Origin of the sequence: Pedobacter chitinilyticus, assembly GCF_003313385.1 — a bacterium.
GTDB classification, from domain to species: domain Bacteria; phylum Bacteroidota; class Bacteroidia; order Sphingobacteriales; family Sphingobacteriaceae; genus Pedobacter; species Pedobacter chitinilyticus.
This window is the reverse complement of the sequence record NZ_QMHN01000005.1, coordinates 145408-159872: the sequence shown is the minus strand read 5'-3', so window position 1 is coordinate 159872 and position 14465 is coordinate 145408. Positions and strand designations below refer to the sequence as shown.

Genomic DNA, 14465 nt, shown 5'->3' with positions numbered 1-14465 from the left:
GATTAAAGTTGCATCATCTGGTAGATAAAAAATTGGTCAGTTCAATAAAATCGGATACCGTAAGTTGCTCCGCTCTTTTTTCATAAAAAGGGTGTTCGCCCAGTTTATCTCTCGGCACCACAGCAGAAAGTGCATTTCGCAAAGTTTTTCTACGTTGGTTAAATCCCGCTTTCACTGCTCTCCAAAATAATTTTTCATCGCACCCTAGCTGTTCAACACTATTTCTGGATAAACGAATCACTCCCGAATTAACTTTTGGAGGTGGGTTAAATGTTCCAGGTTTCACGGTAAACAGGTAATCAATATCGTAATAAGCTTGAGTAAGCACACTTAATATGCCATACTCTTTAGTGCTAGGTTTAGCAGCTACACGCTCGGCCACCTCCTTTTGGAACATGCCCACCATTTCTACAATGTTATGGCGACTCTCCAAAATCCTGAATAAAATTTGTGAAGAGATGTTATAAGGGAAATTGCCAATTACAGCAAACTTGCCTGGGAAAATAGATTCGAAACTTAGCTTTAAGAAGTCACCGTTAATAAGCCTATCACCCAACTGGGGGTATTTCTCGCGAAGGAAGTTGAAAGATTCAACATCGATATCGATCAGAAAGGTTTCCAAATCTTCTCTGGACAACAAAATATCTGACAAAATCCCCATTCCAGGGCCCACCTCCAACACCTGACGATATTTATCCGTATGGATAAGCCCATCCACGATTTTTTGTGCAATGTTCTTATCGGTTAAAAAATGTTGCCCTAAATGCTTCTTTGCTTTAACTAAACTCATGTGCCAAAGGTAAGGATTTATGATTTACGATTGTAGGATTACAAATTACTATCAATGAGGGTAGCATTTCAAGCAGCTCCTGTGTTTTTTCATCATGAATAACATCACTTTGTAGGGCTTTTTTTAACCTTTAAGAGATTAAACCAAGGTTGAAAACAGGTATCCAAAGTCTCATGATGTGTCTCAAATCTTACATCTCATATCCTATATCTCACATCTATTCGTTATTTTGCGCTAAATTTTATTTTTAGGCATGAGCAACAAGATTAAGGTAGGTATTAGTATAGGCGATATTAACGGCATTGGTTTAGAAGTAATTTTAAAAACACTTGCCGAAAGCAAGATTTTGGATTACTGCACGCCAATTGTTTATGGCCATACCAAAGTTGCCTCTTTTCATCGCAAAGCTTTACGTTTAAGCGAGTTCATGTTTAATGTAATTCCTAATGCCGAAGCTGCTGCTGCTCATAAACCTAACATGATTAATTGTTGGGAGGAGGATATAAAGATAGATTTAGGCACTGCCAATGAAACTGGAGGTAAATACGCTTTTATTTCATTGCAAAAAGCTACCGACGACTTGGTACGTGGCGCTATTGATGCTTTGGTAACGGCACCGATCAACAAAAACAACATTCAATCTGCTGATTTTAAATTCCCAGGCCATACCGAATACCTTCAAGAGCGCAGCGGAAGCAATGATGTGTTGATGTTTTTGGTAAGCGATCTTTTGCGTGTTGGCGTGGTGACTGGACACATTCCTGTAACCGATGTAGCCAAAAGCATTACCAAGGAAAAAATCGTTAAAAAACTACAGTTGATCAATGAAAGTCTGAAAAAGGATTTTTGGATCGAAAAACCGAAGATTGCTGTGTTGGGCCTTAATCCACATGCTAGCGATAATGGGTTGTTAGGCAATGAAGAAGCCGAAATTATTGCTCCAGCCATTCAAGAAGCTTTTGACAAAGGGATCATCAATTTTGGCCCCTACCCTGCTGATGGTTTTTTTGGAAACGGGACCTACAAGCAATTTGATGCAGTGCTGGCCATGTACCACGACCAAGGTTTAATTCCTTTTAAAACAATCGCGTTTGAAACGGGCGTAAACTATACTGCTGGATTAAAGTTTGTACGTACTTCTCCAGACCATGGCACTGGGTACGATATTGCAGGTAAAAACCTAGCAGATCCTACTTCATTTATGGAAGCTTTATTTGCGGCCATCCACATTGTTAAAAACCGCAGGGAGCAAGAAGCGATGCTGCGCAATCAGTTAAAAACTGGCGGCAAAATCATTGAAACGGCCACTGATGTGAAGGACGACGCAAACTGACAGTGATGAAAAAACTTCATCTAAACCACCTCTTTCTCGTCAGCATTAGCTTTTTTTTCTTCCTTTTTAGCAGCTCATTTACTCCCAAAAAGCCATCTAACCAACAACCAAAATTATGCAGTGTAGTTTTGGATGGAGGAACCTGCGTAGGTGACGTACTTACCGTAAGAAGCTCGGAACCTGTCCGATCAATCACCTGGATGCTTGACGGGGTTCCCATCCTAAATCAAAATATCGCGCAACAAAATAATGGTATTGTAGTGGCTGGTGGCAATGGTACAGGAAGTGCACAAAATCAATTTGCCAATCCAGCAGCAATATTCGTGGACAAAGACGGGAATCTTTTCATTCCAGACATGACCAATAATCGCATACAGAAATGGGCTCCTGGAGCTACCAGTGGAGTTACTGTAGCGGGAGGAAATGGTTCTGGAGGCGGAGCAAATCAATTTAATAGACCCACAGGTGTAGCCGTAGATAGGAATGGCAACATCTATGTAGCCGACCAAAATAACCGCAGGGTGCAGAAATGGGCTCCCGGAGCGACCAGTGGCACAACAGTAGCATCAGGCATTGGAGCTCCAACACGCGTTTGTTTCGACAATAGCGGAAATCTTTATGTTTCTGCACAAAATGATGAAAGTATTTTAATGTTTGCCAATGCCACGGGTTCAGCGAGGATTGTGGCTGGGGGAAATGGCACAGGCAGAAGCCCTAACCAGCTAGCCAGTCCAACAGGGATTTTTGTAGATAACAACAATAACCTCTACATCTGCGATACAGATAATACTCGAATCCAAAAATGGGTTATCGGCGCAAATTCAGGAACTACTGTAGCTTCATTATCTACTAATCCTTTAGGAATTTATGTTGATCAAACCGATAACATGTACATCTGTGATTACACGGGCTACGCCGTATTGAAATGGCCTTTAGGAGCTCCATCGGGCATGATTATAGCAGGAGGAAATGGACCAGGTAGTAATCCAAATCAGATAAAGCCAGTGGGTATTTTTATGGATGATTACAACAATCTTTTTGTAAGTGATTTTGATAACGCACGAGTAATTAAATTTTCAAATATTTACACAGGTAGCTACACTACCCTTTCTAATGGGGTGTATACCGTAAAGATTACTACCACTAGTGGATGTGAAGTAACTTCTAATCCGATAAACATTAAAGCAAAAGCAAATGCTCAAATTAGCATTACTGTAGACAAGAGTATTACCTGTACTAACTTCCCTTCCGTATTTACGGCAAACTCAACCAATGGAGGAAGCAACCCGACCCTACAATGGAAAGTAAATGGTATTGATGTCCCAAATGCAAATGCAAGCACATTCAGCAGTTCTACAATAAAAGGCAATGACGTTGTGAGCTGCTCCTTAACCAATCTTGATCCTTGCGTGGCTACTACTACCGTGCAAAGCAATAATATTACACTTCAAGATCCGACAGATCGGCCAAGCGTACAAATAAATTTAGATGCAAACGATATCTGTAGAGGTTCCTTACAAACATTTGAAGCATTCCCTTCAAATGCAGGGAATAACCCATCCTACCAATGGCTCATCAACGGCGCACCCATTAATGGCCAGAACAATAAAATTTTCCAATCTTATCAGCTCCAAAATGACGATGTGATTAGCTGTACCATCAACAGCAACGCACCATATTGCCAAGCAACTACCGCAGCAACCAGTAACGCAATTAGCGTAATCCTTAGACCAATTGTTATCCCTGAAGTTTCAATCTCTACAGATGAAAAGAAAATTTATGAGGACATGGAGGTTACTTTCACCGCTTTTACTATAAATAAGGGAACCTATCCAACATATACATGGAAAATAAATGGTCAAATAGTTTACATTGGCGGAAATGTTTTTACAACTAATAACTTGCAGGACCAAGACCACATTACTTGCGAAGTTACTGTCAACACCTTATGTGCAAGCACTAATTTCGTAATTTCTAACACCTTAACAATAAGGGTTATCAAAATTGAAAAGGTAAATCCTCCAAGTGCATTTAGCCCTAACGGTGATGGCATTAATGATGTTTGGAACATAGACGAACTGAGAATGTTCCCGCAATGCTCTGTAAAAATATTTTCCAGAAATGGTATCGAGATTTTCAATTCCATTGGCTACAAGAAGCCCTGGGATGGCTTTCATAATACCAAAGCCTCACCTCCAGGAGTATATTATTACGTCATTAATTTAGATGGCAAACAAAAAATTACTGGTAGCTTAACCATCATAAAGTAAAGTAACATAGCTAACAGCTGCTTGCTCTCCTTTTATGGTTAACTTCTATTTAAGAAATCTCTTCCTTGTGGCGTGATAGATGCGGCCCATTGTACGCTGTCCCTGTCTATTTTAACGTAGCCTAGCGCTTCTAATTCTTCGTAATCAGCTTCTCTACCCCCTAATATAGAGGAGCTCACTTGTTGTTCAATAACTTCCAATAATTCTATTAATTCTACTCTTTCCATAATATTGCTTTTGATAATAAACAAATAATAACGGATTAAAGTTTACTTACAGTTTGCTTTTTGAAAGGCCACATATTCTGCATATAAAGGTTCATTCACCATTCGTTTTAAAGCTCTTACATGCGGATCAGTGGTTTCATTGCTCTGACTGCGCAATAACATATTTTGCAAACCCGATTTTAAAGGCAAACAATCATTGTTCATGGCCATCTCTTTTGTTTTCTGTAATGAATACTCAAAGGCTGCCCTTTCACTGTCCTCTGGATTTCTTCTAGGCCGAGGGGTTTCATCAAAGTAATGCAGGTGTCCGACTTCGTGGTACAATACCACTAACCATCTATTGTCGTCAAAACGAGGCTTTTTACGAATAAAATAATCCAGATTGAGCGTTATTGTTCCATTAGGATTGGCAAAGCCAGGTCCGCCAGTTTTTTTATTGATAAAAATGACTTGTTTCAACAAAGGTTCTTGATCTAAAAGCTGATGAAATAATTGATAAAACTTTGGAAAGGCAGTTTTATTTTCTTCGATGATCCGATAGCCTGCTGTACCAAGAACCTTGAAATGTTGTGCCTTAGCAATAATACTGAAGAAAAATAAAAAGAGAAGCGGCGATAAAATTTTCATTTTGTTGGTAAGGTTTTCGATAAGACCACTTTGACCACAGATAGTTTAACTTGACCTAAACAAAAGCCAAACGCTTTTTGCGCTGTAAAATAAACCTTATTGAAGCGAACACGAGGACGAGGTACGAGGACGAAGTAAAGCAGAAAGAAGGGCGGCTATTGCCACGATTTACCGCCGTTGTTTTCCAAATAATTAGCTACCGTAATTCTTTTAATATTTTCTGCTACTCATTTTTCTAAATTTATTTTCAATTAATAAAATATTTCATACCTTTGCAGGCTAAAATTTAGTTACAATTGAAAGCATTAAAACAATTTTCAATCCCGTTTACCGGTTTAAAATTGGGGAAGCATCAATTCGATTTCGAAATTGATAAAAGCTTTTTTGATGCGTTTGAGCATTCTTTGGTTAAAGATGGAGCGCTTAAAGCAACGGTTGAACTAGATAAACAAGAAACCATGTTAATTTTGGGTTTCCATGTTGAAGGAACTATAAAATTAAATTGCGACAAATGTTTATCTGATTTTGACCAACCAATTGAATTAGATGAAAGGCAGATTGTAAAGTTTGCAGAAGATGCAGAAGGCGAAGAGGAAGATTTAGAAATCATCATTTTGCCAAGAAAGGAAACCGCAATTGACGTTTCTGAATTGATTTATGAATTCATTACCGTTGCAGTACCTTTTATTAATAAATGCGAGCAAGCTGGACAAACCTGTGATGAGCAGATGTTGAATACTTTAGACAAGCTGCAAGCAGGAAACGAAGAACAAGAAGAACAAATTGACGACCCACGTTGGGAAGCGTTGAAAAAATTAAAATAGTAAATAAAAAACTCAGATGGCACATCCAAAGCGTAAAACTTCTAAACAAAGAAGAGATAAAAGAAGAACACACTACAAAGCTGTAGCTCCTTCGTTGACTACTTGCCAAACTACTGGTGCAGTACACGTACCTCACCAAGCTTACAACGTTGATGGTAACCTTTACTACAACGGTAAATTAGTTATAGAAAACACTTCGATAGGTTAATTTTCTGAAAAATTTTTGTGTTCCGTTAGTTTAAGGTTAACTTAGCCAATGGAAATAAAAGCCAACTTGGCTTACACAAAAGATTTTTTACTATGAAAATAGGTCTCGATATTATGGGCGGAGACTATGCTCCCAAAGCAATTGTTTTGGGAGCAATAGCAGCTCATCAATCCCTGGCTCCAGATGAGCATTTAGTGCTAATTGGAGATACCCAGCAGATTAAACCGCTTCTTTCTGAGCAAGGATTCAATCCCGATCATTTCGAATTCGTACACACCGAAGAAGTGATTGGCATGGGTGAACACCCTACCAAAGCGATCCTTCAAAAACCCAATTCTAGCATTTCTGTTGGCTTTCAATTATTAAAAGAAGGCAAAATTAATTCGTTTGCAAGCGCAGGCAATTCTGGTGCTATGCTGGTGGGCGCTGTTTTTAGCGTTAAGCCCATTGCGGGTATTGCCAGACCGTGCCTTTGTACCATTGTGCCCAAACTAAAAGGAGGCGTTGGCCTTTTATTAGATGTTGGCGCAAATGCAGACTGCAAACCAGACAACTTGGTAGATTTTGGTATTTTGGGCAGCTTGTATGCTGAACATATCATGCAGATTGAAAATCCGAAGGTAGCGCTAATGAATATTGGCGAAGAAGATGAAAAAGGCAACATGCTGGCCATGGCTACCTTTCCATTAATGAAACAATCCCCACATTTTAATTTTGTTGGCAACGTGGAAGGCAGAGACCTTTTTAACGATAAGGCTGATGTTATTGTGTGTGATGGTTTTACGGGGAACATCATGCTGAAGTTGGCTGAATCTTTTTACGTACTGACGATCAAGAAGGGTTTGAAGGATGAGTTTTTTGACCGTTTCAATTACGAAAACTATGGTGGCAGCCCTGTATTAGGCGTAAATGCCCCAGTGTTGATTGGACATGGAATATCGAGCCCAGAAGCTGTGAAGAATATGATCTTCCAATCTAGGGACATGATTAATACTGGATTGGTTGGTAAAATACAAGCCGCATTCCAATAATTAAACACACAACAAAATGAGTAAAATTCACGCTGCTATTACCGCAGTTAATGGTTACGTTCCCGAATATGTGTTAACCAACAAGGAGTTAGAAACTATTGTTGACACCTCTGACGAGTGGATTACCACCAGAACTGGTATTAAAGAGCGAAGAATATTAAAAGGCGAAGGCTTAGGTACCTCGGATATGGCCGTGCCTGCCGTAAATGGTCTTTTGAAAAAAAGAGGCATTGACGCCAAAGAAATTGACCTGATTATTTTTTGTACTACCACTCCTGATTTTACCTTCCCTGCTACGGCAAATGTATTGGCGGATAAAATTGGAGCTGTAAATGCATGGGGTTACGATCTGCAAGCGGCTTGTTCTGGTTTTGTTTTCGGACTTACCACAGGCGCACAGTTCATTGAGTCGGGCAAGCATAAAAAAGTATTGGTAGTAGGTGGTGATAAAATGTCGTCTATCATCAATTATGAAGACCGTACCACTTGTATTATTTTTGGTGACGGTTGCGGATGCGCTTTGCTTGAGCCTAATGAAGAAGGCTTTGGGATACAGGATTCGATTTTAAGAAGTGATGGTTCAGGTGGTAAATACTTGGGCATGAAAGCTGGAGGTTCTGTACATCCTGCAACTCACGCAACCATAGATGCTAAAGAACATTTCGCTTACCAAGAAGGACAAACCGTATTTAAGTTTGCCGTAACCAATATGGCTGATGTAGCAGCTGAAATCATGGAAAGAAATAGCCTTTCTTCTGATGACGTGGCATGGTTGGTGCCTCACCAAGCGAACAAGCGCATTATTGATGCTACTGCTTCGAGAATGGGCGTTGATAGCGAAAAGGTAATGGTAAACATTGAGCGTTATGGCAATACCACTAACGGTACTATTCCGCTTTGTTTATGGGAATGGGAAAAAGACCTTAAAAAAGGCGACAACATTATCATAGCTGCCTTTGGTGGAGGCTTTACCTGGGGCTCCGTATATTTAAAATGGGCGTATAATAGTTAATCAGTTCATTAGCTCATTAGTTCATTCGGCACTAAGCTTACACACTAATAACCAATGAACTATTGAACCAGTGAACCATTGAACAATAGACTAAAAACCTTAACTTAGTTAATCAAAATAAGACAACAATTATTTAACATAACAAAAAGAGAATGGATATCAAACAAATTCAGGAACTAATAAAATTTGTTTCTCGGTCGGGAGTGAATGAAGTTTCTCTAGAACAAGAAAACTTCAAGATTACCATCAAAACTAACCAAAATCCAGTTTATGTAAATGCTGCCGTTCCTACACAGGCACCAGTTGCAACAGCTGTAGCACCAGTAGCGGCTCCAGCTCCAGTAGCAGCAGCGCCTGCGGCGCCAGCGGCATCTACCGCTTCAGAAGACACTTCTAAGTACATCACCATAAAATCTCCTATGATTGGTACTTTCTATCGTTCTGCAAGCCCTGACAAACCTTCGTTTGTTAACGTTGGCGACGAAATAGGCACTGGTAAAGTGGTTTGTATTATTGAAGCGATGAAACTTTTCAACGAAATTGAAAGTGAAGTTTCTGGCCGTATCGTAAAGATATTGGTAGATAACGCTACTCCTGTTGAGTACGACCAACCTTTATTCTTAGTAGAACCTATTTAATTAGCAAATTAATCAATTAGCTAATTAGCTAATTAAAGAGAAATTATGTTTAAAAAAATATTAATTGCCAACAGGGGCGAAATCGCTTTGCGTATTATCCGTACCTGTAAGGAGATGGGCATTAAAACCGTGGCGGTTTACTCTACAGCTGATAGAGATAGCTTACACGTACGTTTTGCCGATGAGGCTGTTTGTATTGGCCCACCGCCAAGCAAAGACTCTTACTTGAGCATTCCTAATATTATTTCTGCTGCGGAGTTAACCAATGCAGATGCCATTCACCCAGGCTACGGCTTCTTGTCTGAGAATGCTAAATTCTCTTCAGTTTGTCGTGATTATGGGATTAAGTTCATTGGCGCTACACCTGAGCAAATCAACAGCATGGGCGACAAGTCGTCGGCTAAAGAAACGATGAAAAAAGCTGGAGTACCTACTATTCCAGGTTCAGAAGGTTTATTGGAAAGCGTTAGCGAAGGTATCAAATTGGCTAACGGTATGGGTTATCCCGTAATTTTAAAAGCTACTGCTGGCGGTGGTGGTCGTGGGATGCGTGTGGTTTGGAAAGATGAAGAATTCGAGAATGCATGGGATAGTGCTCGTCAAGAATCAGGTGCTGCTTTTGGTAACGATGGTCTTTATTTAGAGAAATACATCGAAGATCCTCGTCACATTGAAATCCAGATTATTGGTGACCAATACGGTAAAGCTTGCCACTTATCAGAAAGAGATTGTTCTATCCAACGCCGTCACCAAAAATTGGTGGAAGAGGCCCCCTCTCCTTTCATGACTGATGAATTACGTCAGAAAATGGGCGAAGCTGCCATTAAAGGTGCTTTGGCAGTAAGCTATGAAGGTGCTGGAACTATTGAGTTTTTGGTAGACAAACACCGTAATTTCTACTTCATGGAGATGAACACTCGTATCCAAGTAGAACACCCAGTAACAGAAGAGGTAATTAACTTCGACTTGATCAAAGAACAAATTAAAGTTGCTGCTGGTATTCCTATTTCTGGTAAAAATTACACCCCTGATATGCATGCGATTGAATGTCGTATCAATGCAGAGGATCCTTTCAATGGCTTCCGTCCTTCACCGGGCAGAATTACCAATTTCCACTCACCAGGTGGTCACGGGGTTCGTGTAGATACACACGTGTATGCAGGCTACCAAATTCCACCTAACTACGATTCAATGATCGCGAAGCTGATTACCGTAGCTCAAACTAGGGAAGAAGCAATTTGCACCATGGAACGTGCCTTGAGTGAATTTGTAATTGAAGGTATTAAGACAACGATTCCTTTCCATTTGAAATTGATGAAGGACCCTAACTTTAGAGCTGGTAATTTTACCACTAAGTTTATGGAGACTTTTGATTTCTCGGAATAAGAGATATTAAATTCTAATGAAAATGCCTCGACATTGTTGGGGCATTTTTGTTTTAGGGTGTTTTCGTTTTTTTGAACCACCTTAGACACCTTAGAACATCTAAGTATACGTATTCCTACAAAAACTAAATGTCTTAGATTGTAGTGTAGCCAAATCAATTAATTAAACCATCTAATAAACCTAAGATCATCTATGCATACCGCTCATAAAAACTAAAATGATCTAAGATGGCTAAGGTGGTTAATTACGATTAATATTTATCCTACTTTCAGCACAAAAACTTACCTTTACATCAATTAAATATGCAGGGATTAGTCATTAAATCTACCGGAAGTTGGTATCAAGTATTTGCCGAAGACGGCCATATTTATTCTTGTCGCATCAAGGGTAAGTTTCGTATTAAAGGTATACAAACCACCAATCCTATTGCCGTTGGCGACAATGTAGATTTTGAGCTGGAACCTAATGCCGAAACGGGTGTAATCAACCACCTACACGACCGCAAGAACTACATCATCCGTAAATCCATTAACCTCAGCAAACAAACACAAGTTATTGCTGCCAACCTGGATCAGGCTTTTTTGATTGTGACTTTGGCCTCGCCACGTACTTCCCTGGGTTTTATCGATAGGTTTTTGGTAACTGCCGAAGCTTATGACATTCCAACCTGTTTGATATTCAACAAGCTTGACATTTACAGTGATGATGGCTTGGATATATTGGCTGATTACAAAGCCATCTACGAAAATATTGGCTACTCCTGCTATGAAGTTTCTGCGCTGCAAGGTACCAATATTGCCCAAATAGAAGCTTTGCTGAAAGATAAGGTTACATTATTCTCAGGCCATTCTGGCGTAGGCAAATCGAGCTTAATTAATGCTATTTTACCTGATTTTGATTTGAAGACGGGTGAAATAAGCGAGTCAAGCGATAAGGGCCAACACACCACCACTTTTGCAGAAATGCACCATCTTCCTTTTGGCGGCTACCTAATTGATACGCCAGGCATTAGGGAATTGGGTATTGTAGACATTGAAAAAGAAGAGCTGAGCCACTTTTTTGTGGAAATGAGGGAAAGGCTTAATCAGTGCAAGTTCAACAACTGTAGGCACATTAACGAGCCTGGTTGCACAATTATCAAAGCAGTGGAGGAAGGCGAAATAGAACCTTCTCGTTACGACAGCTACCAAAGTATCTATTTTGGGAACGATACAAGAGCTTAGAATAGTTGCTAGGAATTAGTGGCCAGGAACTAGTAGTTAGTGACTAGGCACAGTTTATTTAAAACCATTTTCTTGTAGCGCAATGACAGTGCGACGATGAAAACGCAGTCCTTTTTTACGCTGTATTTTTGCGCTTACTTCGTGCGCCCAAAAGATGCCGCTGCAAAAAGGGCTATACAACCTAAGCTTGTGCTAAGCAACCCCGCCCACCAGCAAAAGCATTGCCAATTAAACCTGATGGCAGCAAAAATCCTTTTTGTTGCATAGGTTGCTGGTAGAAACCTCGCAGGTTTTAAAAACCTGCGAGGTTTAAAAGGTTGCAATGACAAAAAGATTGTAGCGAACAGCAGGGCTGAATTTGGATAAAGCTTCTGTTTTTGCTTTTCTAAAACCCTTTCTATCCTTCTTACACCTCTCTCCAATAGAAAGATAAAGGCACTTTTAACAACTATTTCTGTCTGAAATAAATTTGGATAGGGACACCAGAAAAATCGAAGTTTTCACGCAGCTTATTCTCAATAAAACGCTTGTAAGGCTCTTTGATGTATTGAGGTAGGTTGCAGAAAAACGCGAACATTGGTGCTACGCCATTAATTTGGGTAATGTACTTGATTTTGATGTATTTTCCTTTGGTGGCTGGCGGCGGATAAGCCTCAATAATAGGTAACAGCACATCGTTCAGTTTAGAAGTCGGGATTTTCTTACTTCTGTTTTTCTGTACTTCTAATGCAGTTTCTATTGCTTTGAAAATACGTTGTTTATTTAGCACCGAGATAAAAAGAATAGGCACATCGGTAAATGGCTGCAACTTCTGCTTAATTTGCTCTTCGAATGCTTTCATGGTCTTGTCGTTCTTTTCGATCAAATCCCATTTGTTCACCAAAATCACCACGCCTTTTTTGTTCTTCTCCGCTAGGTGAAAAATATTGATATCCTGTGATTCTAAGCCTTCTTCCGCATCTAACATTAGCATCACCACGTCAGAATCTTCCAAAGCCTTAATAGTACGCATTACCGAATAAAATTCGATGTTTTCCTTTACTTTGGTTTTTTTACGCAAACCAGCAGTATCAATAAACATGAATTCGTGTCCATACTGGTTATAATGAATATGTATCGAATCACGTGTAGTCCCAGCAATTGGGGTTACAATATTTCTGTCTTTACCAATTAAGGCGTTAATTAAAGAAGATTTACCTACGTTCGGTCTACCTACAATGGTAATTTTTGGCAAAGTATTTTCTTCTTCCTGAATATCTTCGAAGTGCTTAACAACTTCATCCAACAGATCACCTGTACCAGAACCAGTCATCGAAGAGATGGTATAAATTTCGCCCAAACCAAAGCTATAAAACACTGAAGATTCTGTTTCTAATGCCGTATTGTCTACTTTGTTCACCACTACAAAAACAGGCTTTTTGCTCTTACGCAGTAAATTAGCAATATCATCATCTAAATCGGTGATACCAGTAGTTACATCTACCATGAAGATAATTACAGAAGCTTCTTCTATAGCAATAACTACCTGTTCACGAATGGCCGCTTCGAACAAATCTTCAGAGTTCGCCACATAGCCACCAGTATCAATTACCGTAAATTCTTTATCTGTCCACTCGGCTTTGCCGTAGTGTCTATCTCTGGTTACCCCACTAAAATCATCAACAATGGCCTTGCGGCTTTCTGTTAAGCGGTTAAAAAGGGTTGATTTTCCTACGTTGGGTCTGCCTACAATGGCGATGATATTGCTCATTTTAATATACGATTTTGCTTGCCTGCGTTAGGCAGGGGGTTTACGATTTCAGCATTTTAAATGACACACAATCATTTAACAACTGTTTCTCGTTTCATTCCCTTTTTGCGTAAAGGGTTTGACTTGCAAAAGTACGCTTATTTTTTGAACTATTGGCGAGTAACTTTACATGCCCTTAAGTAAAGGCTTGACAATGGAAACATATCGCTTATTTTGGCGGCTGAAACATCTTAAGTGCCTCTGGCCCTTTGATAATAGTGACAAGAATAACAGCAATGAAAATTACTGCCATATAGGCTAAGAATACAGACACTATAATAAGCAATACTTTTAGAATGATTTTCCCTATTGACTTTTCAGGATAAAAACCTCGATAAAACCATACAAAAATAAAAGGAATGATTAACGTGGAAGCAGAAAACACCTTCATAAATGCTCCCATATTTCCCCTTACTAAATAGAGAATAGGATAAGAAACAATGATGGTAATTAGCGTATAACATGAAAGCCCAAAAGCATTCATGACGATGTGTTCATAGTAGTTTTGCCCCCATTTGCGAAAAATAATGGAAGTAAAAATGGCAAGAACTGGCAGGAAAGCGAGCATAATTACCGAGTTATAGCTCGACAAAAAAGAAAGTGCCTTGTTAGCATTAGCGCCACTTGTTTGGACCATAAATTGTCCTAAAAGCTCATTTAAATTAAGGATCTTAAAAGAAATAAATGCAGAGATACCACTTAATACAAAAGCCAAAAGAAGCGGTTTGTAATGATTAACCCTATTTCCGTCAATAAAATCTCTGGCTGTTTTACCTGGGTTTTTGAGGATGTTTTTTACAGAATATAGAAAACCCTTATTGGTGTGTACCAACAAGTATTGCGCTTCATCTACAACGTATTTTCGATCAATTCGTTTAAATTTCTTCTGTCCACAATTGCCACAAAAGTTTTCGGTAATGGTTGATTGACAGTTAAGACAGGTACTTGCCATTTTAACAGGGTTGTTTTGCGTTTCTATTCTAATTCTCACTATCCATTATGCGGCCTAAAGGCTAAAATTTAAGCCTCAAAAATGGTTATGCAAGTATAAAAAAAAGCGATAAAAAAGCCAAGGACAAAACCCTTGGCTCTAAAATATTTTCGAAT

The 14465-nt window shown here is 39.4% G+C and carries 14 protein-coding genes; 9 read left to right on the top strand and 5 right to left on the bottom strand.

All coding sequences use genetic code 11. The features are described 5' to 3' along the window. Positions 1–13 precede the first annotated feature (13 nt). A complete protein-coding gene (gene rsmA / locus DUT70_RS15640; RefSeq protein ID WP_113648299.1) occupies positions 14–790 on the bottom strand; it encodes a 16S rRNA (adenine(1518)-N(6)/adenine(1519)-N(6))-dimethyltransferase RsmA in 777 nt (258 codons plus the stop codon). A gap of 253 nt (positions 791–1043) precedes the next feature. Between rsmA and pdxA the strand changes: the two genes are divergently transcribed. Next, entirely contained in the window at positions 1044–2123 is a 1080-nt protein-coding gene (gene pdxA / locus DUT70_RS15635; protein ID WP_113648298.1) for a 4-hydroxythreonine-4-phosphate dehydrogenase PdxA, read from the top strand. Between the two features lie 5 nt (positions 2124–2128). Next, positions 2129–4393 carry a T9SS type B sorting domain-containing protein gene (locus tag DUT70_RS15630; RefSeq protein WP_113648297.1) on the top strand — a complete coding sequence of 755 codons (2265 nt, stop codon included), beginning with the start codon at positions 2129–2131 and terminating at the stop codon, positions 4391–4393. Positions 4394–4431: 38 nt separating this feature from the next. Here the strand turns inward: DUT70_RS15630 and DUT70_RS15625 are convergent, their stop codons facing one another. Both DUT70_RS15625 and DUT70_RS15620 read right to left on the bottom strand, forming a co-directional pair. Then, complete coding sequence (locus tag DUT70_RS15625; protein WP_113648296.1) at positions 4432–4620, bottom strand: hypothetical protein; 189 nt, start codon at positions 4618–4620, stop codon at positions 4432–4434. Between the two features lie 42 nt (positions 4621–4662). Continuing rightward, entirely contained in the window at positions 4663–5247 is a 585-nt protein-coding gene (locus DUT70_RS15620; RefSeq protein WP_113648295.1) for a hypothetical protein, read from the bottom strand. A gap of 296 nt (positions 5248–5543) precedes the next feature. On the opposite strand from DUT70_RS15620, the gene DUT70_RS15615 reads away from it, so the two are divergent. The 7 genes from DUT70_RS15615 to rsgA all read left to right on the top strand — a co-directional run bounded on the left by DUT70_RS15615 (position 5544) and on the right by rsgA (position 11569). Continuing rightward, positions 5544–6071 carry a YceD family protein gene (locus DUT70_RS15615; protein ID WP_113648294.1) on the top strand — a complete coding sequence of 176 codons (528 nt, stop codon included), beginning with the start codon at positions 5544–5546 and terminating at the stop codon, positions 6069–6071. A gap of 16 nt (positions 6072–6087) precedes the next feature. Beyond that, complete coding sequence (gene rpmF, locus DUT70_RS15610; protein ID WP_113637233.1) at positions 6088–6279, top strand: 50S ribosomal protein L32; 192 nt, start codon at positions 6088–6090, stop codon at positions 6277–6279. Between the two features lie 92 nt (positions 6280–6371). After that, positions 6372–7310 carry a phosphate acyltransferase PlsX gene (gene plsX / locus DUT70_RS15605; protein ID WP_113648293.1) on the top strand — a complete coding sequence of 313 codons (939 nt, stop codon included), beginning with the start codon at positions 6372–6374 and terminating at the stop codon, positions 7308–7310. 16 nt (positions 7311–7326) lie between these two features. Next, on the top strand, positions 7327–8322 hold the full coding sequence (locus DUT70_RS15600; RefSeq protein ID WP_113648292.1) for a beta-ketoacyl-ACP synthase III: 996 nt from the start codon (positions 7327–7329) through the stop codon (positions 8320–8322). A gap of 152 nt (positions 8323–8474) precedes the next feature. Then, a complete protein-coding gene (gene accB, locus DUT70_RS15595; RefSeq protein WP_113648291.1) occupies positions 8475–8960 on the top strand; it encodes an acetyl-CoA carboxylase biotin carboxyl carrier protein in 486 nt (161 codons plus the stop codon). A gap of 45 nt (positions 8961–9005) precedes the next feature. Beyond that, positions 9006–10346 (top strand): acetyl-CoA carboxylase biotin carboxylase subunit, encoded by a 1341-nt coding sequence (accC, locus tag DUT70_RS15590; protein ID WP_113648290.1) that lies wholly within the window; start codon positions 9006–9008, stop codon positions 10344–10346. Between the two features lie 302 nt (positions 10347–10648). After that, the gene (gene rsgA, locus DUT70_RS15585) at positions 10649–11569 is read left to right on the top strand and encodes a ribosome small subunit-dependent GTPase A (protein WP_113648289.1); all 921 of its coding nucleotides are present in this window, start codon (positions 10649–10651) and stop codon (positions 11567–11569) included. Positions 11570–12017: 448 nt separating this feature from the next. Here the strand turns inward: rsgA and der are convergent, their stop codons facing one another. After that, the gene (gene der, locus DUT70_RS15580) at positions 12018–13319 is read right to left on the bottom strand and encodes a ribosome biogenesis GTPase Der (protein ID WP_113648288.1); all 1302 of its coding nucleotides are present in this window, start codon (positions 13317–13319) and stop codon (positions 12018–12020) included. Positions 13320–13527: 208 nt separating this feature from the next. Then, positions 13528–14310 carry a DUF3667 domain-containing protein gene (locus DUT70_RS15575; RefSeq protein WP_113648527.1) on the bottom strand — a complete coding sequence of 261 codons (783 nt, stop codon included), beginning with the start codon at positions 14308–14310 and terminating at the stop codon, positions 13528–13530. Between the last annotated feature and the right edge of the window lie 155 nt (positions 14311–14465).